Source organism: uncultured Moraxella sp. (assembly GCF_945873075.1).
Lineage (GTDB): Bacteria > Pseudomonadota > Gammaproteobacteria > Pseudomonadales > Moraxellaceae > Moraxella.
This window is the reverse complement of sequence record NZ_CAMCBS010000023.1, coordinates 1-25,486: the sequence shown is the minus strand read 5'-3', so window position 1 is coordinate 25,486 and position 25,486 is coordinate 1. Positions and strand designations below refer to the sequence as shown.

28 protein-coding genes and 1 tRNA gene are annotated in these 25,486 nt (G+C 46.4%); 12 read left to right on the top strand and 17 right to left on the bottom strand.

The window, feature by feature from the left end:
- Positions 1-59: 59 nt before the first annotated feature.
- The 4 genes from Q0N89_RS08060 to Q0N89_RS08045 all read right to left on the bottom strand — a co-directional run bounded on the left by Q0N89_RS08060 (position 60) and on the right by Q0N89_RS08045 (position 2,574).
- Complete coding sequence (locus Q0N89_RS08060; protein ID WP_294035216.1) at positions 60-614, bottom strand: hypothetical protein; 555 nt, start codon at positions 612-614, stop codon at positions 60-62.
- Positions 615-832: 218 nt separating this feature from the next.
- Entirely contained in the window at positions 833-1,132 is a 300-nt protein-coding gene (locus Q0N89_RS08055; protein WP_294035214.1) for a hypothetical protein, read from the bottom strand.
- A 29-nt stretch (positions 1,133-1,161) separates the two neighbouring features.
- Positions 1,162-2,343 carry a DUF3596 domain-containing protein gene (locus Q0N89_RS08050; RefSeq protein WP_294035212.1) on the bottom strand — a complete coding sequence of 394 codons (1,182 nt, stop codon included), beginning with the start codon at positions 2,341-2,343 and terminating at the stop codon, positions 1,162-1,164.
- A gap of 15 nt (positions 2,344-2,358) precedes the next feature.
- Positions 2,359-2,574 carry a hypothetical protein gene (locus tag Q0N89_RS08045; protein WP_076555708.1) on the bottom strand — a complete coding sequence of 72 codons (216 nt, stop codon included), beginning with the start codon at positions 2,572-2,574 and terminating at the stop codon, positions 2,359-2,361.
- Positions 2,575-2,756: 182 nt separating this feature from the next.
- On the opposite strand from Q0N89_RS08045, the gene Q0N89_RS08040 reads away from it, so the two are divergent.
- Entirely contained in the window at positions 2,757-2,978 is a 222-nt protein-coding gene (locus Q0N89_RS08040; RefSeq protein WP_294035209.1) for a helix-turn-helix domain-containing protein, read from the top strand.
- Positions 2,979-3,255: 277 nt separating this feature from the next.
- Here the strand turns inward: Q0N89_RS08040 and Q0N89_RS08035 are convergent.
- The 8 genes from Q0N89_RS08035 to pstS all read right to left on the bottom strand — a co-directional run bounded on the left by Q0N89_RS08035 (position 3,256) and on the right by pstS (position 10,914).
- Positions 3,256-3,331: transfer RNA gene (locus Q0N89_RS08035), tRNA-Gly, on the bottom strand.
- 164 nt (positions 3,332-3,495) lie between these two features.
- On the bottom strand, positions 3,496-4,995 hold the full coding sequence (locus Q0N89_RS08030) for a Ppx/GppA phosphatase family protein (protein ID WP_294035206.1): 1,500 nt from the start codon (positions 4,993-4,995) through the stop codon (positions 3,496-3,498).
- 3 nt (positions 4,996-4,998) lie between these two features.
- Positions 4,999-6,057 (bottom strand): phosphate regulon sensor histidine kinase PhoR, encoded by a 1,059-nt coding sequence (gene phoR / locus Q0N89_RS08025; RefSeq protein ID WP_294035204.1) that lies wholly within the window; start codon positions 6,055-6,057, stop codon positions 4,999-5,001.
- 2 nt (positions 6,058-6,059) lie between these two features.
- Positions 6,060-6,752, bottom strand: a complete 693-nt coding sequence (phoB, locus tag Q0N89_RS08020; protein WP_294035221.1) for a phosphate regulon transcriptional regulator PhoB — start codon at positions 6,750-6,752, stop codon at positions 6,060-6,062.
- Between the two features lie 198 nt (positions 6,753-6,950).
- Positions 6,951-7,751 carry a phosphate ABC transporter ATP-binding protein PstB gene (gene pstB, locus Q0N89_RS08015; RefSeq protein ID WP_294035219.1) on the bottom strand — a complete coding sequence of 267 codons (801 nt, stop codon included), beginning with the start codon at positions 7,749-7,751 and terminating at the stop codon, positions 6,951-6,953.
- A gap of 85 nt (positions 7,752-7,836) precedes the next feature.
- A complete protein-coding gene (gene pstA, locus Q0N89_RS08010; RefSeq protein WP_294035202.1) occupies positions 7,837-8,718 on the bottom strand; it encodes a phosphate ABC transporter permease PstA in 882 nt (293 codons plus the stop codon).
- 18 nt (positions 8,719-8,736) lie between these two features.
- On the bottom strand, positions 8,737-9,702 hold the full coding sequence (pstC, locus tag Q0N89_RS08005) for a phosphate ABC transporter permease subunit PstC (RefSeq protein ID WP_078254048.1): 966 nt from the start codon (positions 9,700-9,702) through the stop codon (positions 8,737-8,739).
- 81 nt (positions 9,703-9,783) lie between these two features.
- Entirely contained in the window at positions 9,784-10,914 is a 1,131-nt protein-coding gene (gene pstS / locus Q0N89_RS08000) for a phosphate ABC transporter substrate-binding protein PstS (RefSeq protein ID WP_294035199.1), read from the bottom strand.
- A 272-nt stretch (positions 10,915-11,186) separates the two neighbouring features.
- Between pstS and Q0N89_RS07995 the strand changes: the two genes are divergently transcribed.
- The 5 genes from Q0N89_RS07995 to Q0N89_RS07975 all read left to right on the top strand — a co-directional run bounded on the left by Q0N89_RS07995 (position 11,187) and on the right by Q0N89_RS07975 (position 14,927).
- Positions 11,187-12,008, top strand: a complete 822-nt coding sequence (locus tag Q0N89_RS07995) for a M48 family metallopeptidase (protein ID WP_294035197.1) — start codon at positions 11,187-11,189, stop codon at positions 12,006-12,008.
- Positions 12,009-12,018: 10 nt separating this feature from the next.
- The gene (locus Q0N89_RS07990; protein ID WP_294035196.1) at positions 12,019-12,342 is read left to right on the top strand and encodes a BolA family transcriptional regulator; all 324 of its coding nucleotides are present in this window, start codon (positions 12,019-12,021) and stop codon (positions 12,340-12,342) included.
- A gap of 82 nt (positions 12,343-12,424) precedes the next feature.
- Complete coding sequence (locus Q0N89_RS07985) at positions 12,425-12,820, top strand: hypothetical protein (RefSeq protein WP_294035195.1); 396 nt, start codon at positions 12,425-12,427, stop codon at positions 12,818-12,820.
- Positions 12,821-12,823: 3 nt separating this feature from the next.
- Positions 12,824-14,521 carry a SulP family inorganic anion transporter gene (locus Q0N89_RS07980; protein ID WP_294035193.1) on the top strand — a complete coding sequence of 566 codons (1,698 nt, stop codon included), beginning with the start codon at positions 12,824-12,826 and terminating at the stop codon, positions 14,519-14,521.
- Between the two features lie 76 nt (positions 14,522-14,597).
- The gene (locus Q0N89_RS07975; RefSeq protein ID WP_294035191.1) at positions 14,598-14,927 is read left to right on the top strand and encodes a sulfur transferase domain-containing protein; all 330 of its coding nucleotides are present in this window, start codon (positions 14,598-14,600) and stop codon (positions 14,925-14,927) included.
- A gap of 82 nt (positions 14,928-15,009) precedes the next feature.
- On the opposite strand, the gene Q0N89_RS07970 is transcribed toward Q0N89_RS07975, so the two are convergent.
- Positions 15,010-15,738, bottom strand: coding sequence for an RluA family pseudouridine synthase (locus Q0N89_RS07970; protein ID WP_294035189.1), 729 nt, complete (start codon positions 15,736-15,738; stop codon positions 15,010-15,012).
- A 228-nt stretch (positions 15,739-15,966) separates the two neighbouring features.
- On the opposite strand from Q0N89_RS07970, the gene trxA reads away from it, so the two are divergent.
- Positions 15,967-16,287: a thioredoxin gene (gene trxA, locus Q0N89_RS07965; RefSeq protein WP_078254040.1), complete on the top strand. Its 321-nt coding sequence runs from the start codon at positions 15,967-15,969 to the stop codon at positions 16,285-16,287.
- Positions 16,288-16,440: 153 nt separating this feature from the next.
- On the opposite strand, the gene Q0N89_RS07960 is transcribed toward trxA, so the two are convergent.
- On the bottom strand, positions 16,441-17,340 hold the full coding sequence (locus tag Q0N89_RS07960) for a hydrogen peroxide-inducible genes activator (protein ID WP_294035185.1): 900 nt from the start codon (positions 17,338-17,340) through the stop codon (positions 16,441-16,443).
- A gap of 235 nt (positions 17,341-17,575) precedes the next feature.
- Here Q0N89_RS07960 and ahpC point away from each other — a divergent pair, with 235 nt between their 5' ends.
- Positions 17,576-18,142: an alkyl hydroperoxide reductase subunit C gene (gene ahpC / locus Q0N89_RS07955; RefSeq protein ID WP_294035183.1), complete on the top strand. Its 567-nt coding sequence runs from the start codon at positions 17,576-17,578 to the stop codon at positions 18,140-18,142.
- 188 nt (positions 18,143-18,330) lie between these two features.
- Here the strand turns inward: ahpC and Q0N89_RS07950 are convergent, their stop codons facing one another.
- Positions 18,331-18,564, bottom strand: a complete 234-nt coding sequence (locus tag Q0N89_RS07950) for a DUF465 domain-containing protein (RefSeq protein WP_294035181.1) — start codon at positions 18,562-18,564, stop codon at positions 18,331-18,333.
- A gap of 227 nt (positions 18,565-18,791) precedes the next feature.
- Between Q0N89_RS07950 and ahpF the strand changes: the two genes are divergently transcribed.
- Positions 18,792-20,348, top strand: coding sequence for an alkyl hydroperoxide reductase subunit F (gene ahpF / locus Q0N89_RS07945; protein WP_294035179.1), 1,557 nt, complete (start codon positions 18,792-18,794; stop codon positions 20,346-20,348).
- 126 nt (positions 20,349-20,474) lie between these two features.
- Complete coding sequence (locus Q0N89_RS07940; protein ID WP_294035177.1) at positions 20,475-20,936, top strand: DMT family transporter; 462 nt, start codon at positions 20,475-20,477, stop codon at positions 20,934-20,936.
- Positions 20,937-20,975: 39 nt separating this feature from the next.
- On the opposite strand, the gene Q0N89_RS07935 is transcribed toward Q0N89_RS07940, so the two are convergent.
- Entirely contained in the window at positions 20,976-21,890 is a 915-nt protein-coding gene (locus tag Q0N89_RS07935; RefSeq protein WP_294035175.1) for a DUF5672 family protein, read from the bottom strand.
- Between the two features lie 129 nt (positions 21,891-22,019).
- On the bottom strand, positions 22,020-23,681 hold the full coding sequence (locus Q0N89_RS07930; protein WP_294035173.1) for an electron transfer flavoprotein-ubiquinone oxidoreductase: 1,662 nt from the start codon (positions 23,679-23,681) through the stop codon (positions 22,020-22,022).
- A gap of 314 nt (positions 23,682-23,995) precedes the next feature.
- Between Q0N89_RS07930 and Q0N89_RS07925 the strand changes: the two genes are divergently transcribed.
- Both Q0N89_RS07925 and murI read left to right on the top strand, forming a co-directional pair.
- Entirely contained in the window at positions 23,996-24,610 is a 615-nt protein-coding gene (locus tag Q0N89_RS07925; RefSeq protein ID WP_294035171.1) for a DUF1285 domain-containing protein, read from the top strand.
- A gap of 41 nt (positions 24,611-24,651) precedes the next feature.
- Positions 24,652-25,486 (top strand): glutamate racemase (gene murI / locus Q0N89_RS07920; protein WP_294035169.1); only part of this gene is annotated, 835 nt, incomplete at its 3' end.

Sequence of the window (25,486 nt, the reverse complement as noted above, 5' to 3'; positions counted from 1 at the left end):
GATCATCTTGAGTTGGTGAGCTTAAATCAGTATTTTTATCATTGAGTGTCAAGTAACGATCAAAGCTCATTGTAAACCCCCTTAGTAGGCAAGCCACTAACGTATAGATAGTCAACCAAACTAAACGCTGGTAGATCGGATTTTGCTCGTCGCAGCCTTCGAGCATTCTTAAGATCATCGTAGCTCCAACCACCTAAGGCGCAGATATATTGATGCGTTCTCTTTCCATCAAAAATTATTTCGCTTTGTTCAAAAAGCATTTGCTCAATATCAGGCTCTATTTTGCACCGCCTAACAAACAAGTCGCATAATTCTAAACCTATGGTGCGCATTAGCATCTTATCTGATACAGCCTTATTGGTTTTATCAATTTGAACATTGATTTCTGGCTGATTTATTTGACGAATAAAAGCCAGATAATTTTGAGTCAATAGATACTCGGTAGCTGAAAGCTTGACAACAACAGGCAGGTGTTGGTCTGGGTCAATATCTAGCATAGGCATAGGCATAGTCGCGCCGTACCTACCTATCAGTTCAGCCATAGGGATGCATTTGGGATGGATACGGATATGATGCCTTTTGATTTTCTCAGATTTTTTATTTGTGGATTTCATAATCACTCCTTTTATTGTATTGATTTTCTTATCAATCAAATCACCTGTATTGTACAATAATATTTATAGAAAATTCAGAATTTTTATTAGTATAATTGCAAAGATAGTTTGCTAAACGTTACTATAAATGACATAAAATAACAATACCGCCTGAATATTTCCAGACGGTATGTTATTTTTCTAAAATATCTCTTAATTCTAACCCATTTGTATATCACTCACCCCGTTGGGAACTGATGTACAAAGTAAGATTCTAAATCATAATACAGTTGATCAAAGGTGTAGTCATCAAGCGTTTGTTCGCTTAATGCTTCTACTTGACCCATCACCCATCGCCAGATTGCCAAGTAGTTTTGATAGCACGGGCTGACACCAAGAAAATAACACAGCCCATGCCCTTCTTGGATGTTGAGTGAGATAATCAGCTGCTTGGTCAGCTTACTGGTCAATTGCATGGCTGTCATTGAGTTAAGTGATTGATTATGCATTGGTTGAGTGTTTGCAAATAGATTGTTCATAAATACATTCCTTAAAATCAGTCATTGAATTAGCTGGCTTGTTCAAGCTGGCTGTTTAGTAGTAATGCCTCAAAAGCACTGCCATCACGGCGAGTGGCGTTTGGCACATAACGGCTATACACCTTAAATAGCATCATGGTATTGACATGACCCATTTGCCGTGCAATCCATTCAGGTGCTTCTCCTGCTGATAGCCACAATGTCGCAGCTGTATGCCTGGTCTGATAAGCACTTCTTGGCTTTAACCCAAGGTTTTTTAGGGTTGGATGCCAAATTCGGCGATTGACATTGTGATAGTCAAGCGGCTCTCCGGTGTGCGAACAAAAGACAAATTTGGATTTGCCATAACTCACCTGATACTGCGCTTTGAGCGCCTCATAGACAAATGGCGACATCATAATCTCACGATTAGATTCTAGTGTCTTAGGTTCACTCATCACGCCATTGACCAATGCTTGTCTGATACGGATTTCTTTTCTTTCAAAATCCACATGTTCCCATGTCAATCCATCAATTTCACTTGTGCGCATACCGGTAAAGAATCGTACGATATAGTAGTTTTTATAATCAGCTCGCACACCGTGGATGAATTGCCACACTTCATCAATACTAAACGGCTCAATCTGTGATTTTGGTGTCTTTAACTGCTTAATATCTTCACAAGGATTGTCAAAGTTGTAGCGTTTTGACGCCTCTTTTAGTATCATAGTCAATGTGGTCATAATTGCATTGATTCTGGCTGCAGATAGGGTGTTCTTGGTATTATTGTAGGTCACTTTGGCCAGAGAGCTACGAAATGCCAAGACATCCGACTTTTCAATCATAAATAAAGCCCGATTTGCAAACTTAGGCAATAAATACTTGTTTAGGATAATCATAATTTTCTCCTGATAAGTTTTACGCCATTCAATCTGCTTTTCTTCAAACCACAACTCTGCAAACTCTTTAAATAACGGCGTATCGCTTTGCAGACTTAATCGTCGGTCATTGAGTGCATCAAAATAGGCAGCCTTATCACTCTTTGGGAAATAATGCTCATAACGAAAGCTACCCAATAAAATCTCCGCTTCCATCTTCTCAAGCACCTTGGCAAGCTTTTTACGATTTGCCGGTGTGTCAGTCAGATTGGTTGTTTCTCGGCATCGTTTGCCCATATAGTGAAAATCAACAAAAAGCAAACTACTACCTTTTCTGGTTCTGATTGATGCCATATTCAGCCTCCTTTTTTACTGTAGCGCCATACCATTAATACTACCCATAATGCCAGTACGCATATCTTTTTCAATCTGCTCCCAGATATACAAGATCTTGCGACCGCCAAATGGTCTAAAGTAATGAATGCCTTCAATCAATACAGAATCCTTTAGCTGATTGCGAATGGTACGCTCATCATATTTAATCATCTGCGAAAGCTCTTGAGTGGTGAGGTAGGTTTGTGTCATAATGATTACCTTTATCATGTGATTTAGTTCAACTATCATTAGCTATTTGTACTATAACAAAATAGCTTCTCTGTATAAGGTTGTATTTTTTACCATTTAGATGGTAATTTTTACCTTATGTGCGTAATATACATGATAATTATCACAAAGTAAAGCTTTTTTACCATAAAAAAGGTAATTTTATGATTATTAATCGTTTTCCAGTAATTTTGGCAGAAAAAAGACTTCGAGTGGCTGATGTTGTCAGGGCGACAGGGATGAGCAAGACGACGTTGCATAAGTTATATAACGACGACTCATCACGTATCGATTTTGAGACGCTTGATAAACTATGTCGCTTTTTAGAAGTGCAGGTTGGGGATTTGCTTGAATATAAGCATGATGATTTGTCACAATCAAAATAGGCTTAGGTCAAAGCTCAGCTTATAATCAATCGATGTATATTTTGACTTAATAATGTAGCTTGCTACTTAAAATTGAGTTGGGGTATTTTTTCCAATATTTTGATTTATTGAAAAAGAGCCAATAGGCACATTTTAGGCACAATTTGGGCACACAAAAATTTGCATGTGCCCAACTTATCAAAAGTGGTCACACAACAGCACAAATAAACAACCGCCCAAACCCTTGATTTTAAACAACAAAAAAGCCCAAACCGTTCGATTTGGACTTTTTAAAATTTGGAGCGGGAAACGAGATTCGAACTCGCGACCCCAACCTTGGCAAGGTTGTGCTCTACCAACTGAGCTATTCCCGCATATCAGCGTTTTGCTTATTTGCTTAGCACCTGTCGCTGTATGGGTGCGTATTATACAGGATAATAATCTGCCGTCAAGCGTTTTTTGTAAAAAAATTGGATTTTTTTCAAAAAATTTTCTGATTGATAAAAATATCATTGAATATCAATAAGTTAAACACTTATCAAACACCAGTCACCGACAGACCGATACCCCATTTGGCGAACCATGTCGCTTCATCGCTGATGTCGATGACACACGCCTGATGCTCTGGCTTATCGATTTGGACTTGGATATGCCAATGCTGGTCGCTGGTGATGTCAAGCTTGAGCTGTTGTTTGCCAAGCTCGGTACGGCTGTGATTGGCAACGACGGCGATACGCAGTAGCAGGGCGAGCGTTGCCAATTTGCGACCGCCGATTTGTTGCAAGATGTCCAAATCATTGGCAGTGATGCCACGACGATGATAGCGAACCAGACTTGAGAGTTTTTGTTGGTCGGTACGGCTAAAGCCTGCCATATCAGCGTGCTTGAGCATATATGCACCATGCTCATGATAGCCGCTGTGCCCGATGGCTTGTCCGATTTCGTGTAAGAGCGCCGCTCGTTTGAGTAGTTGCTCATTGTCCAAGGATAGATGCAGGGTATCAGCCACTTGGTCAAAGAGTGCTTGGGCGGTTTTGGCGACTCGTTTGGCTTGTTTTTTGTCCACGCCAAATCGCTCCATCAACGCCAAAACGCTATCATCACGCACATCATCACTGCCAAGACGGGATAATAGGTCGTACATGACCCCTTCACGCAGTGCACCGTCACAATAGCGCATCAAGCGAATGCCAAAGACCTTCATCACAGCGAGTAAAATCGCCACCCCAGCAGGAAAAAACGCCTTGCGGTGCGCCTTGACACCAGCAAAATCAATCTCATCGACATGACCGCACGCCACTAAGGATGCACGCAGCTGCTCCACGCCTGCGATGGTAATATCATCACCGAGCCCAAAGCCTGCCAAAGCTTGCTTGATGACTTTGATAGTGCCTGATGAGCCAAGTACTTCTTCAAAGCCTGTTTTTTTGTAGCGGTTGGCGTGCTGAATGATTTCTTTTTGGGCGGCGTAGATGGCTCGCTCAAAGGCGATGTCACTGATTTGACCATCTTTAAAAAACCGCTGAGTAAAGCTTACCGAACCCATCTGCGCACTCTCGGTGAGTAGGGGGGTGAGCCCTTTGCCGATAATCAGCTCGGTTGAGCCGCCGCCGATATCGACGACCAGTCGCTGGCGTGTGCTGTGGCTTGTGTGGCTGACGCCCAGATAAATAAGTCGGGCTTCTTCTCGTCCTGAGATGATTTCGATAGGCACAGGCAAGATGGCATTGGCTTTTTGGATAAAATCGGCACTATTGATGGCTTGGCGTAGGGCATTGGTGGCGACCACACGCACCCGATTGATAGGCACATCGACGAGCCGACCGGCAAAGCGTGCCAAGCAATCTAGCCCACGAGCTTGGACGGATTCGGATAAGTGATTATTCTCATCCAGACCTGCACCAAGCTGTACTTTTTCGCTCATCGAAGCGACTTTTTTGAGCTTATCGCCGTGGCGTTCGGCGATTGCCAAGTGAAAGCTGTTTGAGCCTAAATCCACCGATGCCAGTTTGTCGAGCTCTTGTCTGATTAGGTCCATGTCTTATCCTAGGCTTGGCGTTGGCAACACAGTATCTGTGGTGGCTGACAGTCGGGTGGATTTGCCATCAATGAGCTTGGCTGATGGGAATATAATGCGAAAAGTTGAGCCTGCGCCTTCTTTGGATTCAATCTCAAGTCTAGCATCGTGCTTATTGAGCACGTGTTTGACGATGGCAAGCCCAAGCCCTGTACCGCCTGTGGCACGGCTACGACCGCTATCTACTCGATAAAATCGCTCTGTTAGGCGTGATAGATGTTCATGGCTGATACCGATGCCATCATCAATGACACTTAGGTGTGCCGTATCGCCCACTTCTTCCCAGATGATATCAATCTCACCGCCTGCAGGGGTGTATTTGATGGCATTGGTAACAAGATTTAAAATCGCACTGTACAGATACGACTCAATGCCGATGATGTTTTTGGCGGTGTCAAGATGGACATCAATCACATGGCCAGACTGGTTACTGGCTTGGGCGTTGTCAAAAACCTGCATCAGTAGCCGTGGCATATCCACCATCAGTTCAGGCTTACTCTCATCACTCTCAAGCCGAGATAGCATGAGCAAATCATTAATCAGTTCATTCATACGCACGGCTTGCTCTTGCATGAGTTTCATGCCCCGTTGCCACACAGGGGGAATGTCAGGCGTGTGGGTGAAATTTTCTAAATACCCCAAAATCACCGTCAAAGGCGTACGAAGTTCGTGCGATACATTACCTACAAAATCCGTCTTCATCTGCTCAAGATGATGCAGGCGTGTATAATCTTGGATACTAATCAGATGCCCATTGTCAAATGGCAAAATCCGCAACAACAGCACATCGCCTGCCACACATGGCGACGGCGCACGAAACTCATAAGGCTCGCTTGGGCTGGTATCCAGATGTGTCGTGATTTGCTTGGCGATATCATTGCCAAACAGCTTGACCAAATCGGTCGCAGCAGCGTTCAGCAGTAGCTCGTCTGCGATACGGTTCTTGTACTGGATGTGCCCATCATAGAGCAGTACCACCCCTTCACTGAGTGCGTCTAATATGGCAGGCGTCGTGGGTGTCATGATTATTTTTCCGAAAAGCGATAGCCCGTGCCACGCACAGTCTGTATAAAGCCATCTGCGCCATAGGGCTTGAGTAAGTTGCGTAGTCGGCGAATATGCACATCAACCGTGCGTTCATCGATATAGACATTGCCACCCCATACCGCGTCTAGAATCTGCGCACGGGTATAGGCGCGCTCAGCATGACTGACAAAAAATAGCAACAAGCGGTACTCGGTACTGCTCATCGATACTTCTTCATCGCCTGACATCACCCGCTGACTGGCGGTGTTGATGGTCAATGAACCAACGCTCATCGTCTGCTCGCTACCATTGCCATGCACACGGCGTAGCACGGCTTTGACACGGCTAACAAGCTCTCGGGTGCTAAATGGCTTGGTCATATAGTCATCGACACCAGCATCGAGTCCATAGACTTTGTTGTCTTCTTCACCTTTTGCGGTGAGCATGATGATAGGAATGTCGGCGGTGGCGGGGTCTTTTTTTAGGCGTAGGGCAAAGTCAATGCCTGATTCGCCAAAGGGCATCATCCAATCCAGCAAAATCAAATCAGGCTTGTGGTCAACCACGGCGACATAAGCGCTTTTGGTATCAAATGCTTGAATGGCGTGAAAGCTTGCCAACTCTAGCGTATTGACAATCAGCTCATTGATGGCAGGTTCATCTTCGACAACTAAAATCGTAGGTGTGGTCATGATGCTCTCAGTCGTGCCGTATTTGGCAAATGGATTAAGTTTTTGGAATATCCCTAGTCTAACAAGTTTTGGGCTGATGTCAATTTTTGAGCGATATTTAGGCAAAGTTTTATCAAAATTCATCATACTGTATGCACTCATCGGACACCCTGTGATAAGGATGGCTGTGCTCAATATAAAGACACAGCTATTTTTTGATTAGCCGTGGCGACCTGCGATGTAGTCGGCGGTGGCTTTGTTTTTTGGTTGATTAAAGATTTGCTCAGTCTTGCCCATCTCAATCATATCGCCCAGATACATATAGGCGGTGTAGTCAGAGCAGCGTACCGCCTGTTGCATATTGTGCGTGACGATGGCGATGGTGTAGTCATGCTTTAGGTCGTGGATAAGCTCTTCGATTGCGCCTGTTGAGATTGGGTCAAGGGCAGATGTCGGCTCATCGAGCAGTAGTACTTCTGGGCGAGTGGCGACCGAGCGAGCGATACATAGGCGCTGCTGCTGACCGCCTGAGAGTGACATTCCTGATTTTTTGAGCTTGTCTTTGACTTCGTTCCATAGGGCGGATTTTTTGAGTGCCCATTCGACACGCTCATCAAGCTCAGCTTTTGAGAGATTTTCGTACAGCTTGACACCAAAGGCGACATTGTCATAGATAGACATGGCAAATGGGGTTGGTTTTTGAAAGACCATACCGACTTTGGCACGCAGTAGATTGACATCGATGTGCTTGTCTAGGATGTTTTGGTTATCAAGAATGATTTTGCCCGTTGCTCGCATACCGTCATATAGGTCATACATACGGTTTAGGGTGCGTAGCAGGGTTGATTTGCCACAGCCTGATGGTCCGATGAATGCGGTGACTTTTTTGTCAGCGATGTCAAGATTGATATTTTTGAGTGCATGATAATCGCCATAATAAAAATCAAGGTTGCGAACTTGTACTTTGGCGCTCGTCTGCTCGCTTGCGACGGCTTGGTCATCTTGCAAAAATAGTGGCATGGTTAGTGTGTCTGATGAGTGGTTGAAATTCGAGTTTAGCATGGTTTTTCTCCGATAATCTGGTATCAACGCTGATTTGTCGTGTTTAGCGTTTGTGCTGTGCGTGGCTGATGATACGCGCGATGATATTAAGTAGTAAGACGGCAAAGGTAATCAGTAGTGCCGCTGCCCAAGCTAGGGCGTGCCAATTGTCATAAGGGCTCATGGCAAATTGATAAATGGTATTTGGCAAGTTCGCCATCGCTTGCGACATATCTGTGCTAAAGTACTGGTTGTTCAAGGCGGTGAATAGTAATGGCGCAGTCTCGCCGGCAATACGAGCAAAGGCAAGCAGTACGCCTGTGATGACACCGGCTTTGGCGGATTTGAGCGTCACCATACTGACAAGCTTGTATTTTGGTGCGCCGAGCGCATAGCCTGCTTCACGCAGGTTATTAGGTACAAGCAGTAGCATACTTTCGGTGGTGCGGATGACGACAGGAATGACAATCACCGCTAGGGCAACGACACCTGCCCAGCCCGAAAAGCCACGACCATGCACCATGATGGCAAAGATAAATAAGCCGATGACAATTGATGGCGCTGATAGCAAAACATCATTCATAAAACGAGTGGTGCGAGCAAGCCAGCTGGTCTTGTCAAATTCTGCCAAATACACCCCTGTCAAAATCCCAATCGGCGTACCGACAAACAATCCCAAAAATGACAACAAAATCGAGCCAACAATGGCATTACGCAGACCACCTTCGGTCATCGGCGGCGGTGTGTCTGTTGTAAAAACAGGCATGGTCAATAAGCCGTCCATCCCGTGCCCGACCAAAGTAATCAAAATCCAAGCAAGCCAAAACAGACCAAAGACCATCGCCACGCTCGTAAACATCAAGCCTAGATGGTTGATGGCGGTGCGACGGCGGTATTTTGGCAAGTGGATGCGCTTCATAAAGGCGGTTTGGTTTGCAGAAGTCATATTCATATCCTTTGGGTATTAGTTGCCTGATTTGCGGTCAAGCTTCATCAGCATCAGCTTTGAGATGGACAGCACAATAAAGCTAATCACAAACAGAATTAAGCCTAAATGCAGTAGCGATGACAGATGGATTTCGCTGGATGCTTCGGCGAACTCATTGGCAAGCGCTGATGTAATCGACACCCCTGATGTGAATAGGCTTGCGTTGATATTAAAGGCATTACCAATCAAGAAAGTCACCGCCATCGTCTCGCCAAGCGCACGACCTAGACCTAGAATCAGACCGCCGACCACACCTGCTTTGGTATAAGGCAGGACGACTTTCATCACCACTTCCCATTTGGTTGCGCCCATGCCATAGGCGGATTCTTTGAGCATATCAGGCACGACCAAGAACACATCACGCATCGATGATGCGATAAAGGGAATAATCATGATGGCAAGCACCAAGCCTGCGGTAAATAGACCAATACCAATCGGCGCACCGACGAACATCTGACCGATAATCGGCAGGCGAGCAAGATTCTCAATCATCCACGGCTGAACGGTTTCGCTAAACCACGGCGCAAAGACAAACAAGCCCCACATACCATAAATAATCGATGGAATACCTGCAAGTAGCTCAATGGCAATGCCTAGTGGTCGCTTCAAAATTGTCGGACATAGCTCAGTCAAAAACACCGCAATCCCAAAGCTGACTGGCACGGCGATGGCTACGGCGATGATGGATGTCACAAGCGTGCCATAAATCGGTGCAAGCGCCCCAAATTCGCCTGCGACAGGGTCCCAGTTGGCATTGGTATAAAAAGTTAGCCCAAATGCTTTGATGCTTGGCAATGCACCCACCAATAGCGAGACCAAGATACCGCCCAAGGTCAAAAGCACCATGATGGCACAAAGACGAGTTGCCCACACAAAGGCGACATCTAGGCGTCTTTGGCGAGCCAGTTTGGATGACAGTGTCGGATTGATTGTAGGATTCATAATGACTGATTTTATCTTTTAAATACTATCTTTAAAAATAAGTGGGCTTGCAGACGACTGCCTGCAAGCCGCTTTTTTGGGTTAAAGGACAGGCTTACCGTCTGCACCTTGGACTTGTTGCCAGCTTTGGCGGAAAGTTTCTACCGCTTTATCGCTAAATGGCACATAGTCAAGCTCAAGCGCTGCGTTATCGCCATTGGTATATGCCCAATCAAAGAACTTCAGTACGCCTGCGACTTGCTCAGGATTTTGTGGGTTTTTGTGCACCAAAATAAATGTCGCTGCAGCGATTGGCCATGCGCCTGCGGTGGCTGAATTGGTCAAGACTTGGTTAAAGCCATTGTCCGCTGTCCACTCGATGTCACCGGCAGCAGCAAAGCTGTCTGCAGATGGCTGTACAAATTCACCAGCGGCATTTTTGAGCGAGACATGAGCCATGCCGTTTTGCTTGGCATAGGCATATTCGACATAGCCGATTGAGTTTTTGATTTGACCGACAAAGCTTGCTACGCCTTCGTTGCCTTTACCGCCTGCACCGGTTGCGGTGGTTGGCCATTTGATTGACTTATCCACGCCGACGCTATCTTTCCAGTCGGTTGATACTTTGGCAAGATAGTCAGTGAAGTTAAAGGTCGTTCCCGAGCCGTCCGAGCGAAATACGGTGGTGATGTTGGCATCTGGTAGGGTCAAATCAGGGTTTAGTGCGGTGATGGCGGCATCGTTCCACTTGGTGATTTTACCAAGATAGATATTTGCCAAAGTCTCGCCGTCAAGCTTAAGCTTACCTGCTTCAACGCCTTCGATGTTCACGACAGGCACGACACCGCCGATGACCGTTGGGAATTGGATGAGACCTTCTTTATTTAGCTCGTCGATGCTCAGCGGTGCGTCTGATGCACCAAAATCAACGGTTTTGGCGATGATTTGTTTGATACCGCCTGATGAGCCGATAGATTGGTAATTGACCTGACCGCCATTGGCTGCTTTAAAATCAGCTGACCACTTGGCATAAATCGGCTGCGGAAAAGATGCACCAGCCCCAGTGATGTTGATACCGACTTGCTCCATGCTAGCAGGGGTAGCACTCGCTGTGGTGGTGGCATTGGTTTGAGCATCTGCTGCTTTGTTGTCTTGGGCAGGCTTGCTGCAGGCTGCCAAAGCGGTCGCTGCAGTGATGCTGATCAATAGGGCTTTTAGTTTGGTAGAGTTCATATTTTGCTCCAAAGTGAAGATTCGTATAGGATTGTTGCGATGTTCGTATTTTAGGTTTTGCAAATGACAGTTTGATGACGAAAAAATGACAATTCGATGAAATTTTGATGACAATTTGATGACATAAAATTACATTACTTTACAAAATAGGGGTGTGATTGCAGTGAATGCGTGAATGAATTGTGTTTTTTTGTTGTGATGGATAGGCAAAGCGTGGCGCATTAGCTATAATTAGATAAAATCGTAGTGCCACTTAAATTAGGATGAGGAAGATGAAAACATTAAAAAAAAGCATCGCCGCCATCACCTTGGCGACAGCCAGCAGTGCTGCAATCATTGGCTGCGGTAGCACCACACATGCCGGTGCGGTAGATGTGAGCCGTAAGCAGCTACTGTTGGTCTCAAGTAGCGAGATTTTACAGTTATCCAATCAAGCGTATCGTGAGACGCTTGCCGAAGCACGAGCCAAAGGGACTTTGGATGTGAATTTTTCGCAAGTTAATCGCCTAAAAAATATCTCAAATCGCCTGATTCCGCATACTAGCATCTATCGTCCTGATGCGACCAGTTGGCCGTGGGAAGTGCACGCCATCAAGCAAGATACCATCAATGCCTATGTAATGCCAGGCGGTAAGATTGTGTTTTATAGTGGTATCATCGAGAAACTAAATCTGACCGATGCTGAGATCGCAGCCATCATGGGGCATGAGATGGCACACGCACTTAGAGAACATTCTCGTGAAAAAATGAGCCGTCAAGCAGCAACAGGCGGCGTGCTGAGCATTGCAACGAGTATGCTAGGCTTGTCAAGTGGTCAAGCGCAGTTGGTGGGTTTGGCAGGTCAATTGGGATTGGATTTGCCACATTCTCGTACCCAAGAAGCTGAAGCGGATAAGATGGGGCTTGAGCTGATGGCTCGTGCAGGTTATGATCCAAATGCCGCCATCACCCTATGGCAAAAAATGGAAGCATCAGGCGGTGGCTCAATGCCGCAGTTTTTGAGCACGCACCCAAGCAGCGCCAACCGCATCAAAAATATGCAAGCGCTCATTCCAACAGTGATGCCGCTGTACCAAGCTGCCGCTAAGCGCTAAGAAGGGTGCTATGACGACTACTGATAGATTGATCGAAGCGTTGGGTGTGCTTAATCCTACACACTTAACGCTGGATAACGAAAGCCATATGCACGCAGGGCATTTTGAAGGCAAAGAAAGCCACTTTAAGCTAGTGATTGTAAGTACAGCCTTTGATGGGATTCGCCTAGCTGCTCGCCATCAAAAGGTCTATGCCGAAGTTGCTCCGTATCTGACTGCCAACGGCGGTACGGTGCACGCACTGGCGATTCATGCTTATACCCCTGATGAATGGGCAAGTATGCAAGATGCACCCGACAGTCCATTGTGTGCGTCTCGCCGAGCAAGCAGCTGATTATTTTTTGGGCATTGCCCGTGTTGGCTTGGCAGGCACTTTGCTTGCCAAGCGTGTTTTTCCTTGATATAAAAAGGTGTTTATGAAAGCATTATTCATCGGTGCAGCTACTGCTGCCCTTGTATTGACTGGTTGCGCTTCAACTGGTAAAGTTGCCCCACAATATGTCAATCCAACCACTTACCAAAACTATGATTGCACCGCTTTGCAATCAGAAGTTAATCGTGTGACAGCACTGGTTGAACAAACCCAAAACCAACAAGTTGGACTATCGGCAAGCGGTGTGGGCATCGGTCTAACTGGTGGTCGTCATGGCATCTATCCGACCATCAGCCTAGGCATGGGTACTGGCAGTAGCCAAAAAACAGCAAAACAAAATGCACTATCACGCCTATACGGTGAGCATGATGCGATGATTGTCGCCGCTCGCCAAAAAGGTTGTGCCTTTGCTCAAGGTGTCAAAATCTACGGAGAATAATCCATGACATTGCAAAATCTACTACCCAACTGGGTTTTGCAATTCATCGACACACCCCGCACCGCCATCCCTGAAGTCTATGCCGGACTGATGATGGCGGTGCTTGTCATTCCCCAAAGTCTGGGCTATGCAGCATTGGCAGGCCTACCGCCCATCATGGGACTGTACGCATCCATCGTACCCGTCCTAGTCTATGCCTATATCGGCTCAAGCAGTGTATCAGCACTCGGGCCTGTCGCCATCACTGCCATCATGACAGCAAGTGCCTTATCAGGCTATGCCACAGGGAGTTTGCAGTATGTCGCACTTGCGATTAGCTTGGCATTTATGGTGGGGGTGATTTTGTGGCTTGGTAGTTTGCTTCGCTTGGGCTGGATTATGCAGTTTGTCAGTCGTGGCGTGGCGGCAGGCTTTATCAGTGGCTCGGCGGTGCTGATTATCATCAGCCAATTCAAAAATTTACTCGGTATTAATATCAATACCGATAGCCTAATTTCACTCATTACCAGCACTTATCAAAATACCCAGCCTATTCATACACTGACTTTGCTAATCGGCTTGAGTGCTTTGATATTACTTCTCATCAGTCGCTATGGCGAGCGGTGGGTGTGGGGATGGTTGCCAGCGCCGCTGATGGGCTTTGGCAATCGCTTGTTTGTCATTGTGCTTGTGGCGTGCTCGATTTATCTTGGCGTGCATTATCAGCTTGGTGAGCTTGGGGTGAGCGTGCTAGATACACCGCCTACAGGCTTGGCATCACCAAAACTGCCGACGCTTGGCATCAATACGATGATTGAGCTGTTGCCATCGGCGTTATTGATTGCGCTGATTGCGTTTATTTCAAGCAGTACTGTCTCAGCGCACCATGCTCGACTGCGTGCTGAGTCGTATGACGCCAACAAAGAAATGATGGGGCTTGGTTTTGCCAATATCGCAAGTGGTCTGTTTGGTGGCTTTGCGGTGGCAGGCGGGATTTCTCGTACGAGCCTAAATTTATCCGTCGGCGCAAATTCTCCCTTGTCATCCATCGTCTGTGCTGTCGGTATCTTATTGATTGTGTTGTTTTTTGGGCAGCATTTGGCAGGATTGCCTTATGCCATCTTGGCGGCGGTGATTATCAGCTCGGTCATCTCGATGGTCGATACCAAGACGCTTATCGGTGCTTGGCGTCAAGACAGAGCAGATGCGCTGTGTTTTGTGCTGACCTTTGGTGCATCGATTGTTTTTGGGCTCAATGTCGGCTTGGTCGTCGGTCTGCTTGCCAGCTTTGCGATGATGGTCTATCGCACGCATCAGGTGCATATCGCCGTGGTGGGGCGAGTGGGCGATAGCGAGCATTTTCGCAATATTGAGCGACATACGGCGACGACTTTTGCAGGCTTGCTGCTACTACGCATCGATGAGAGCCTATACTTTGGCAATGCCCAAACCGTGCACGCACAGCTGACACGGCTGATGGCGGATGCATCGATTGTTGATATTGTGCTGATTATGACGGCGGTCAATCATGTGGATTTATCCGCCCAAGAGATGCTGTATGATTTTAATCAAGAATGTATCAGCGCAGGCAAACGGCTACACTTTGCCGAAATCAAAGGCCCCGTGATGGATGTGCTCGCCCATAGCGATGTGATACAGCAGTTATCAGGGCAGGTGTTTTTGAGCGCCAATCAAGCGGTGGCGACGCTCAAACGCTCATAAGCTTATGCCAAATCAAAATTGCAAGCGTGCGTGCTATCGGCTAAGATACTCCCATTAAAATTTGGGAAAAATAATCATGCACAGCAGTATCACTTTATATAAACAAATCCATCCTTGCCAATGCCAAACGCTTGCCAAGCTTGGCTTTAAAAGCCTAGTCAATCTGCGATTTGATGACGAAAGCGAGTATCAGCCGACAAGCCAAAGCATCCAAGACAGCGCACGCATGGCAGGACTTGATTATCATCATCTGCCGATTGATGGCTCAGAATGTGTGGATAAGGCAAAAGTCGCAAGCTTTGCCAAGCTCATCAATGAACTGCCTAAGCCTGTGATGGTGTTTTGTAACTCGGGCTCTCGTGCCAAGCGTCTGTATCAATGTGCGCTGATTTCTGGATTGATTTGATCATTTTAAAATCCAAGCAAAAATGCCTGTATCCATACGATGACAGGCATTTTTTAGGTGTATTTTAGGCAACGATAGGGTGCTAAAACGGCACATCACTTTGCCAATCCATCCATACGCCGTGCGATGGGTGCTTGAGGCGTAGTTTGTGGGCGTGTAGGTTGAGTCTTGGCGAGAGTGTGAGCGCCGTACCTTCGGCATAAATCGGGTCGCCAATCATCACATGACCGATATGCACCATATGCACCCGTAGCTGATGACTGCGTCCTGTGATGGGCTTTAACGCCACTCGTGTCACAGGATGTGCCTTGCCTGTGCTGTCTTGGCGTAGTTCATGATGTAGCACTTCATAGTGTGTCAAGGCACGCTTATCCCAATTCATATCCACGATATGTCGTGGCTTGGTCGATGGCTCATAGCGGACAGGCACATCAATCACGCCTTTTTTGTCATCCATCACGATGCTACCCATGACCACCGCTTGATATTCTTTTTGGGGAATGCGTTCGATGAACTGCTTGCTGATGTGCGTCTGTGCGTCGCTGTGCTTGGCAAAGATAATCAGCCCTGATGTATCCATATCTAGCCTGTGGATGAGCTTGACTTCAGGATTTACCTTGAGTAGCCGAGATTGCAAGCTGACCTTGAGCAGTCGCCCATCGACGCTCAGTAGCCCCGCAGGCTTATCCAGCACCCAAATGTCATCATCTTCATAGATGGTGATGGACTTGGCAAACTCTGCAAAAAACTCATCCGATTGCGCCAATTCGGCAGCGTTCATCTGCTCGATGTCTGTCTCTGAAAGTGTCATAATTTGTCTAATAAATCGGTATCTTTGATAAATTCAATCGCCAAAGCCAAGCCTTTGGTGCTAAAGCCTGTTATTATACCATGACTTATCGCAAAAACCGCCATCTTGAAAATTTCAGCACAAGCCCCATCATAGTGATAGCTAAATCGTAGGGCTTGGTGAGATTGGTCACTAGGATAAGGCGATTCGTGAATAGTTTTAATTGATTATGTAAAAAGGTAGAAAATTATGTCAATTATCAACGCAACTGACGCCAGCTTTGACGCTGATGTGCTAAATTCTGACAAAGTGGTTTTGGTGGACTTTTGGGCGGCATGGTGTGGTCCATGTAAAGCCATCGCCCCGGTACTTGAAGAGCTTGCCGAAGATTATGCTGGCCGTGTACAAATCGTCAAAGTCGATGTCGATGCCAACCCAGAATCAGCAGCACGCTTTGGTATTCGTAGCATCCCGACGCTATTTGTTTTCAAAAATGGCGAGCGTGTTGATGCCGTTGTCGGCGGTCGTCCAAAATCAGAATTTGCAGCACTACTTGATAAGCATCTGTAATTTGCACATTGTTTGATGTCTCAAGTTTGATGTTTCAAGCTTGATACTGCAAACGAAAAATCACCCAAATCAAGCGGTTTGGGTGATTTTTTTTAAAACCTGCATACAAACCATAGCATCGCTTATGCTCATGCTTGGTAAGCGAGTTGAAAATCAGTTTGCAGTTTTTGCCAATGCCTTACCAAAAATCTCGCTCAACAGGCGTACATCATTGACACGGGCGTAGTTTAGGCGAGTGATGAATGCCAGACGGCGATGCGGGCCTGCTTCTGCTAGGGGTACGGCACGCACTTGGTTGGTGGCGCTGATTTGGTCAAGTGCCATCTTTGGCACAAGCGTCGTCCCCATGCCGGCTAGGCTCATCTGAATCAGCGTGTTTAGACTGGCATCTGAAAAGCTAGATTTGATTTCGCTTTTGCTTAGCGAGCACACAGACAGTGCTTGGTCAGTTAGGCAGTGTCCTTCGCCAAGTAGTAGCAGATTGGTCTTGGACAAATCATCACTGTTGATTTTGCCAAGTTCGATATGTGCATCATTTTCAGGCAAAATTGCAAAAAAATCTTCCGCCCAAAACTCAAATGCGTGCAAGCCTTCTAAGGGATAAGGCAGGGCAATGATGGCGGTGTCAATGTGCCCGTAGCGTACTTGGTCAATCAGGCGTTCGGTCTGTTTTTCGACCACAGACAGCTCAAAATGCGGATGGCTGTCTTTGAGCGTCGGTAGCACCTTTGGCAAGAGATACGGTGCGATGGTCGGGATGATACCGATGGTCATCGGATAGGCGAGCGGGATTTGGTGGCTGTGCGCTCGGGTGGTCAAGTCATTGATTTCGCTAAAGATACGCTGTGCACGCTCAAGTAGCTCTTCACCGATGGGGGTGATGAGTACTTGTTTGTTATTGCGTTCAAAGATTTGGGTATCGAGCTGTTTTTCAAGCTCGGCGATACCTAGGCTGAGTGCGGATTGCGAGATGTTACATTCTTCGGCGGCACGCTTAAAATGACGATGTTTGGCGACGGCGAGCGCAAATTCCAGTTGGCGTAGAGTAATCATAAATTTCCTTGATGACACAGGTGCTTACTTGCACCATGATGAACATTAATAATATTGTCATCTATTTTACCTAAGTTTGATAAAATAAAACAATAGATTTGAAAGTTTTAACTGTTGAAATTGTGTTTTTTTGTTGTATTATAAAAGGGTGCTAAGGCAAACGGGGAGCGAAAGTGACCGCATGGTGTTTGGCTTAGTGAGGTAAAACAACTAATCATTTGAAAAGGTGAAAATTATGGCAGCTATCATCAATCAACACATCCCTGAGTTCTCAACTCAAGCGTATGTAAACGGCGAATTCAAAACTATCTCTACTGCTGATGTCAAAGGCAACTGGGCAATTTTCCTATTCTATCCACACGATTTCACTTTCGTATGCCCAACTGAGCTAGAAGACATGGCAGCACATTACGACGAGCTAAAAGGTCTTGGCGTAGAAGTGTATGCAGTATCTACTGACACTCATTTCGTACACAAAGCATGGCATGATGCTTCTCCAGCGATCTCAAAAGTACAATACCCAATGCTAGGCGATGGTACTGGTGAAATCACTCGTGGCTTCAACATCATGATCGAAGGTCAGCACGCAGCACTTCGTGGTACTTTCCTAGTCGATCCAGACGGTCTAATCAAAGTTGCTGAAATCCACGATCTAGGCATCGGCCGTAGCGCAAAAGACATGGTTCGTAAAGTAAAAGCAGCACAATATGTCCGTGAAAACGATGGCGAAGTGTGCCCAGCTGCTTGGGAAGCAGGTCAAGAAACCTTGAAGCCAAGCCTAGACCTAGTTGGTAAAATCTAATTTATCTGTTTAGATAATTCAGATGAAAACTCCAAGCCTTTGTGGTTTGGAGTTTTTTATTTGCCAATTTTTTTTACATTTTGCATTTTGCATTTGACAGTTATCACCCATAAAAAAATCAGCCACTAAAGTGACTGATTTATCTGCTAAGTTTAGCTACTAAGCCCAGCTTAATAAGCCATCAAATATTATGCACGCTCAGCAGCAACTTTTTCTAGATAGACTTTTAGTTCGTCTTTTAGATGTAGTTTCTTATGTTTCATCTCGTCGATTTCGCCAGCACGGCTCACAGAAGCGACTGGATCTTTTTCTAGGTTGTCGATTTCGGTGTCTAGTTCGTTGTGCTCATTGAATAGTTTTAGGAAGTGAGCATCACCTTCAGTTTTTAGTTCGGTCATTAGCTCGCGATATTCTGGAAGCATGGTATTCTCCTTAGGTTAAAAAACAAATTGCCAATCGGCTTAAACTTATCTTATCAAGAATGGGGGATATTATCAAGGTGTAATTGTTGTAATTGTACAGTCAAGCACGTTTGATATTGATGATGGCAATATTTAAAATTCTAAACCATCTTTTGGGCGGTCTTTGGGGTATAATAAATTCATCAGCCAAAGGGCTTAATGACAACACGAATCAATAAGGTGAAATTATGTTAGATCAAGGTTTATTAGACGCAGTCAAATCATACAGTGCCAACATGACCCGCCCAATCCAAATGGTGATTGGTGCAGGCGAGCACGAAAAGCGTGCTGAATTGGTGGATTTTTTGACCAAGATTGCAGGCACGAGCGACAAGATTGGCTTTGATGCGACCGTGGTGGATACCGATCTTGGCCCGATGAGCTTTAAGATCGTGACCGAAAACAAAGACACAGGTATCGTCTTTAGTGGTATCCCAGGCGGTCATGAATTTACTTCATTGATCCTAGCCATTCTACAATCAGGCGGTCATACGCTAAAGCTTGACGAAGGTATCCAAAGCCTAGTGAAGCGTATCCAAGCACCGCTAAAATTCCAAACTTTTGTATCGCTATCATGCCACAACTGCCCTGATGTCGTGCAGGCGTTGAACCAATTTGCCATCCTAAATGACGGCATCGAAAACGAAATGATCGATGGTGGTGTATTCCCTGAATTGGTCGCCGAAAAAGGCATCCAAGGTGTGCCTGCGGTGTTCTTGAACGGTAAGCCATTTGCCAATGGTAAAGTAGATACCGCAAAACTTATCGAAAAGCTACAAGAGCAATATCCTGATTTGCTATCAGCATCAGATGAGCCACAGCTAGAGACCCAAGATGTGACCGTCATCGGCGGTGGCCCTGCAGGTAGTGCGGCGGCGATTTATACCGCTCGTAAGGGTCTGCGTGTGGCATTGGTGGCTGACCGTATCGGTGGTCAGGTCAAAGATACCCAAGATATCGAGAACCTAATTTCAATTCCGCTAACCAATGGTAATCAGCTTGCAGCAAACCTAGCGACACACATCAAAGAGTATAACATCACTGTCAAAGAGCATGTAAGCGTCAGCAGTATCGAAGAAGTTAAAGGTAGCTATCAAGTTACGCTAAACACGGGTGCAAGCTGGACAACTCGTACCATCATCCTAGCTACAGGCGCAAAATGGCGTAAGCTTGGTGTTAAAGGCGAAGATGAGAACATCGGTAATGGCGTGGCGTATTGCCCACACTGTGACGGCCCATTCTTTAAGGGTAAAGATGTCGCTGTCGTCGGCGGTGGCAACTCAGGTGTCGAAGCGGCGCTGGACTTGGCAGGTATCGTCAAGCACGTGACTGTACTTGAGTTTGGCGACACCTTGCGTGCTGACCAAGTACTGGTGGATAAGGCGATGGCAAAAGACAACATTACCATCATCAAATCAGCCGCCACTCAAGAAATCACCACTGACGGTAGCAAGGTCAATGCACTGATTTATCAAGACCGTACCACAGGCGAGAACCAAACCTTGCCACTATCAGCGGTATTCGTGCAGATTGGTCTCGTGCCAAACTCAGAAGTCGCCAAAGGCTTGGTCAAGACCACGCCACAAGGTGAAATTGAGATTGATGCCAAATGCCGTACCGACAAGCCGGGTATCTTTGCTTGTGGTGATGTGACTACAGTGCCATATAAGCAAATCAACATCGCCATGGGTGAAGGCTCAAAAGCAGGTCTATCAGCCTTTGAATATCTGATGATGAATAGCTGATTGATTGCTGAATAATAAAAATCACGCCTATCCTATGATGGGCGTGATTTTTTTTGGGGTTTGTGTTGGTGGTTTGGCTGATGGTGTGTTAAAGTTGTGGCACTTATCAAAATCAATAGGTTTATCATGCAGTATTTTTATTGGCTGATGGCGTTTGCCATCGGTGTGGGCGTGGCGACGCAGGCAGCGATTAATGCACGCTTAGCGTTTGGCTTGGGCGGTCAGCCTTTGGCGGCGGCGTTCTTTTCATTTGCCATCGGTACGCTGTGTCTAGCGGTGGTGATGCTGTTTTCGAGTAACTTTGGGGTGATTGGCGGTGCGATTGGTGCTCAGCCGTGGTGGCGATGGATTGGCGGGGCGATTGGGGCGGTGTTTGTCTTTAGCACGGCATTTTTAGCACCCAAGATTGGGCTTGTCAATATGGCGTTTTTGATTATTTTGGGTCAGCTGATTGCAGGGATGGTGATTGATGGCTTGGGGCTGATTCAGATGCCAGTGCGGACACTGGCATGGCATAAATACCTGGGGCTGACTGTGATGATGGTAGGGCTTGTGCTGTTTATGTTTGGGGATAAGATTAAGGCATAACATCAACAGCATCGATATTGGTGATGGTTTGATGATGAATCAGTCATCACTTTGCAAAAATGCTTTTGGCACATTGATGCTCAAATCTGTACCAAGTAGCCAGCGGCACAGTGCATTGGTCGCTGGATTATTATCAATCATGTTCATCTTTTTGGCCATGTACAGGGTTTGGGTGTCAGTCAGTACCAGGAGTCCAAAGGCATGACAGCCCAGCACTTGATTAAGTGGAATGTCCAGTGCGTTATGCACTGTTGTCGATTCGCAAGCAAAATAACACGCTGTCTCAACTGGAGCAAAACGCAAGCCCTGCGCTTCAAGTATCTTACGAATCATCACACACAGATACATGTCTTCATTGTGTGAGATTGATTCAAAATCAAGCGACAAAGGCTGTGCGCTAAAAAACTTAGGAATATTTACCTGCCATTTGATGCCCAATTTTCTAGGCATACCCAGTAGTTTTTTGCTACGCAATGAAAAACCACCATTTTGTACATCAATGAAATTTGGCGGCATATCACGCAGATACTCATCACAGGCATCGCCTTGATGGTTTTTGGCTGTACCATCGTCAAGCACTTCATACAGTCCATACACAGGCGCACCGATATAGTCATACTCAAAAAACTCATCTCGCCAGTTGTCGCCATCCACCACAAAGCCATCGTTTTGGACAATTAGGGCAAAATCCGTCTCCACCAATTGATCCAATGCGTATAAAATAAACAGATTGTATTCAAGATAGCTAAAAGGCTTGCATACTAGGTGCATGATATGCTCAGGCAGATGCTCGGGCTTATCAGGCGAGACCAGAATACAGCTTAGGCTGTCTTTGGGTAGTTTCTTTTGAAGTTCGGTATAACTGCGCTCAATGGCATAGACAGAGCCTTGAGCATAGTCTTGATGACCTGTGACGCTGATGATGGTGATGCTTGGCGTGGATTTTTGGCTCATGAGATATCGCTTGGCAAAAAATTAAAACCAGTTCAGTATAACAAATTCTATCAATAAATCTATGAATAAATTGTTAAAAAAGCACGCCAATGATGATCATCGGCGTGCTTTTGAGTGTGCTTGGCAGGGTTACATATTTGGATAGTTCGGGCCACCGCCACCTTCAGGTGTCACCCAAGTGATGTTCTGTGATGGGTCTTTGATATCACAGGTCTTGCAGTGCACGCAGTTTTGGCTATTAATGACAAACTGCGGCTCTTCGCCGTCTTTTTGGACGATTTCATAGACACCAGCAGGGCAGTAACGCTGTGCAGGCTCAGCATACAGCGGTAGATTCGCCGTCGTTGGCACGCTCGGGTCAGTCAGGCGTAGATGGCATGGCTGATCTTCGGCGTGATTGGTGTTTGAGATGAATACGCTAGACAGCTTATCAAAGGTCAGCTTGCCGTCTGGTTTTGGATAATCAGGCTTATAGGCGTGGTCTGCCTTATCAAGCGTGCTGTAGTCAGGCGTCGTATCATGGATGGTCAGTGGCATTTTGCCACCGAGTAGATTTTGTTCGACAAAGGTGAATGCACCGCCCATCCAAGTGCCCATACGGTGCAGTGATGGCGAGAAGTTGCGTGCTTGATAAGCATCTTCAAATAGCCATGAGTTCTCAAAGGCGGTTTGGTATTCAGTGACTTCATCACCACTGCGACCTGCTTTGATGGCATTAAAGATGCTTTCGGCAGCGAGCATCCCCGATTTCATCGCTGTGTGCGAGCCTTTGATTTTGGCAGGGTTTAGAAAACCTGCATCATCACCGACCAGCACGCCACCGGCGAAGGTGAGTTTTGGCAGGCTATTAAGACCGCCTTTGGTCAAGGCACGAGCGCCATAAGACAGACGCTTACCACCTTCTAGGATAGGGCGGATGACAGGGTGTAGTTTTAGGCGTTGTAGCTCATCAAATGGCGAGACATGCGGATTGTGGTAAGACAAATCCACGACCAAGCCAAAGCTGACTTGATTGTCTTCGGCAAAATACAAGAACCAACCGCCTGTTGAGCCAGTTTCGGTCAATGGCCAGCCCGAGCCGTGCAAAATCACGCCTTCTTCGTGCTTATCGGCATCAATCTCCCAAAGCTCTTTTAGGCCGATGCCATAGTGTTGTGGGTCTTTGTCTTTATCAAGATGGAAACGGCTAATCAGACGCTTGCCCAGATGTCCACGACAGCCTTCGGCAAAGATGGTGTATTTGGCAACCAACTCATAGCCCGGCTCAAAGCTGCCTTTAGGCTCGCCTTTGGCATTGACACCCATATCGCCTGTCACCACGCCACGCACCGAGCCATCTTCGTGATACAGGATGTCACTAGCGGCAAAGCCTGGAAACATCATCACTTCAAGGGCTTCTGCTTGTTCAGCAAGCCAGCGCACGACATTGCCAAGCGAGACGATGTAGTTGCCTTCGTTGTGCATACTTGTTGGGACGATTGAATTTGGTAATCTGGTCGCTTTGGTTGCGCTTGACAGCATATAGACACGGTCTTCTTTGGCGGCGACCGTCAGCGGTGCGCCACGCTCTTTCCAATCAGGGAAAAGCTCGTCCAATGCTCGTGGCTCGATGACGGCACCCGAGAGTGTGTGCGCGCCAAATTCTGAGCCTTTTTCGATGACACAGACGGTAAATTCGTCCATACCGTTTGCGATGGCAAGTTGGCGTAGGCGAATGGCAGCAGACAGGCCAGCTGGCCCACCACCGACGATGACGACATCAAATTCCATAGATTCGCGTTCGATTTGCATATCAATTCCTTATAAAAAATTAAACTTTCAACAGATGGGCGGGTAGGCCATCATCCTAATGGCTTACTGGCAAATGATGGTTCTATTTTAACAAGCTTATCTTATTAGGCAAGTTAATATTGTGCAATATGGCGGATATATTACCAAATTTTATCAAAAAATGATATGAATCTTACCGATAGTTTGTAATAAATCCACCCAAGCATCACGGGGCAAATCACTTGCAATTTAGTCCAAAACAGCGCATCATAGATTTTAATCTGTGAATATTGGACTTATTAGTACCAATCACGCATCAAAAAAAGGACATACTGATGACATCAAAAAACTCGATAAATTACAATAGCTTAAATGAACAGCTTTTACCATTTTTGACTAAAGCAAGTGATGGTGCGACACCTAAGCGTAAGATTCCACCGCTTGAGCGATGGCAGCCGACGGGCAAATCTGACATCGATATCCATATCCGTGATAATGGTGAGTGGTATCACGAAGGCGTGAAAATGACTCGTCAGTCATTGGTGGATTTATTCGCCAGTGCCCTATGGGCGGAAGTCATCGATGGGTGCGTGGTGCATTATCTTAAGACACCGACGGATAAATATCGCATCCGTGTCGATGATGCGCCACTGTTTATCAATCGGGTGGATGTGGTGCGTGATGATGGGGCAGATTGGCTGGAGTTTGGCACGACCAATGGCGATGTGATACGCCTAGATGATGCGCATTTGCCGTATTTTTCGCACTTTGGCGATGAGGAGCGGTTGTATGTCAAGACACGCTTTGGCTTGGTGGCAAAGGTGATGAATAATGTGATGTTTCATCTGATTGGTCTTGGTACGCTTGATGAGCGGATTGAAAATAATCATAACAAAACCGTGCTAAAGCTTGCCAGTGGTGGTAAAATCTATGAGATTTGCCAGTCGTGAGAATGAATGGGTGACTGGTGTGTTTTTTGTGAGTAATGGCGATGATTCATCCACACTCTGAGCAACATACAGCTGATGCGCCGATTGGGATTTTTGATTCGGGCGTGGGCGGTCTGTCGGTATTTCGGCATCTAGCACGGCTGATGCCGCATGAACGCTATGTGTATTATGCCGACACCCAAAATGTCCCTTATGGCAACAAATCGGGTGATGAGATACTATTTTTGACTTTGCAGGCGGTGGATTGGCTGTGCAAACAAGACTGTAAGCTGATTGTGATTGCCTGCAACAGCGCATCGGCGCACAGCTTGACAGCACTTCGGGCTCGGTGTAGTGTGCCGATTGTTGGGCTTGTGCCAGCGCTCAAGCCTGCGTGCGAAATTAGCCAAAGCAAACAAGTAGCGGTGCTAGCTACCCAAGCAACCCTACAAGGGCGACTGCTAGCACAGGTCATCGATGAGATTGCCACGCCAAAAGGAGTGACGGTGTATAAGCACTTTGAGCCGATGCTTGTACCTTGGGTGGAGTCGGGGATGCCGATTGACCATCATGTGGCGGATTTACTCATTAAGCAAACCGATGAATGGCATCAAGCAGGCATTGATGTGATTGTGCTTGGCTGTACGCATTATCCGTTTTTTAAGGCGTTTTTACAGGCATGGATTGATGAGCGGCAGCTGTCGATGACGCTACTAGACTCGGGGGCGGCGATTGCCGAGCGAGTGCGTTCGTTGCTTGAGTTTTTTGGGATTGTGACGACAAGCACAAAAGCAGGCGAGCCGTTGGCGTTTTATGCGTCAAGCTTAGCAGGCCATGTGGCAACGACCGCTAGACGCTTGGCAGGCGTGCCGATTCGCTTTGTGGATAGTGAGTTTG

Bases quoted from the DNA above. Each gene is read 5' to 3' on its own strand.
- Q0N89_RS07985 (WP_294035195.1), top strand. From the start codon at position 12,425: ATGAAAGCATTATTCATCGGTGCAGCTACTGCTGCCCTTGTATTGACT.
- Q0N89_RS07935 (WP_294035175.1), bottom strand. From the start codon at position 21,890: ATGAGCCAAAAATCCACGCCAAGCATCACCATCATCAGCGTCACAGGT.
- Q0N89_RS07960 (WP_294035185.1), bottom strand. From the start codon at position 17,340: ATGATTACTCTACGCCAACTGGAATTTGCGCTCGCCGTCGCCAAACAT.
- Q0N89_RS08055 (WP_294035214.1), bottom strand. From the start codon at position 1,132: ATGAACAATCTATTTGCAAACACTCAACCAATGCATAATCAATCACTT.
- Q0N89_RS08030 (WP_294035206.1), bottom strand. From the start codon at position 4,995: ATGGACCTAATCAGACAAGAGCTCGACAAACTGGCATCGGTGGATTTA.
- Q0N89_RS07940 (WP_294035177.1), top strand. From the start codon at position 20,475: ATGCAGTATTTTTATTGGCTGATGGCGTTTGCCATCGGTGTGGGCGTG.
- Q0N89_RS07930 (WP_294035173.1), bottom strand. From the start codon at position 23,681: ATGCAAATCGAACGCGAATCTATGGAATTTGATGTCGTCATCGTCGGT.
- pstB (WP_294035219.1), bottom strand. From the start codon at position 7,751: ATGCCACTATTTTTGCAAGATGACCAAGCCGTCGCAAGCGAGCAGACG.
- Q0N89_RS08050 (WP_294035212.1), bottom strand. From the start codon at position 2,343: ATGGCATCAATCAGAACCAGAAAAGGTAGTAGTTTGCTTTTTGTTGAT.
- Q0N89_RS07980 (WP_294035193.1), top strand. From the start codon at position 12,824: ATGACATTGCAAAATCTACTACCCAACTGGGTTTTGCAATTCATCGAC.
- Q0N89_RS07990 (WP_294035196.1), top strand. From the start codon at position 12,019: ATGACGACTACTGATAGATTGATCGAAGCGTTGGGTGTGCTTAATCCT.
- ahpF (WP_294035179.1), top strand. From the start codon at position 18,792: ATGTTAGATCAAGGTTTATTAGACGCAGTCAAATCATACAGTGCCAAC.
- pstA (WP_294035202.1), bottom strand. From the start codon at position 8,718: ATGACTTCTGCAAACCAAACCGCCTTTATGAAGCGCATCCACTTGCCA.
- phoR (WP_294035204.1), bottom strand. From the start codon at position 6,057: ATGACACCCACGACGCCTGCCATATTAGACGCACTCAGTGAAGGGGTG.
- ahpC (WP_294035183.1), top strand. From the start codon at position 17,576: ATGGCAGCTATCATCAATCAACACATCCCTGAGTTCTCAACTCAAGCG.
- Q0N89_RS07970 (WP_294035189.1), bottom strand. From the start codon at position 15,738: ATGACACTTTCAGAGACAGACATCGAGCAGATGAACGCTGCCGAATTG.
- phoB (WP_294035221.1), bottom strand. From the start codon at position 6,752: ATGACCACACCTACGATTTTAGTTGTCGAAGATGAACCTGCCATCAAT.
- Q0N89_RS07975 (WP_294035191.1), top strand. From the start codon at position 14,598: ATGCACAGCAGTATCACTTTATATAAACAAATCCATCCTTGCCAATGC.
- pstC (WP_078254048.1), bottom strand. From the start codon at position 9,702: ATGAATCCTACAATCAATCCGACACTGTCATCCAAACTGGCTCGCCAA.
- Q0N89_RS08060 (WP_294035216.1), bottom strand. From the start codon at position 614: ATGAAATCCACAAATAAAAAATCTGAGAAAATCAAAAGGCATCATATC.
- Q0N89_RS07950 (WP_294035181.1), bottom strand. From the start codon at position 18,564: ATGCTTCCAGAATATCGCGAGCTAATGACCGAACTAAAAACTGAAGGT.
- trxA (WP_078254040.1), top strand. From the start codon at position 15,967: ATGTCAATTATCAACGCAACTGACGCCAGCTTTGACGCTGATGTGCTA.
- Q0N89_RS08040 (WP_294035209.1), top strand. From the start codon at position 2,757: ATGATTATTAATCGTTTTCCAGTAATTTTGGCAGAAAAAAGACTTCGA.
- pstS (WP_294035199.1), bottom strand. From the start codon at position 10,914: ATGAACTCTACCAAACTAAAAGCCCTATTGATCAGCATCACTGCAGCG.
- Q0N89_RS07995 (WP_294035197.1), top strand. From the start codon at position 11,187: ATGAAAACATTAAAAAAAAGCATCGCCGCCATCACCTTGGCGACAGCC.
- Q0N89_RS07925 (WP_294035171.1), top strand. From the start codon at position 23,996: ATGACATCAAAAAACTCGATAAATTACAATAGCTTAAATGAACAGCTT.
- Q0N89_RS08045 (WP_076555708.1), bottom strand. From the start codon at position 2,574: ATGACACAAACCTACCTCACCACTCAAGAGCTTTCGCAGATGATTAAA.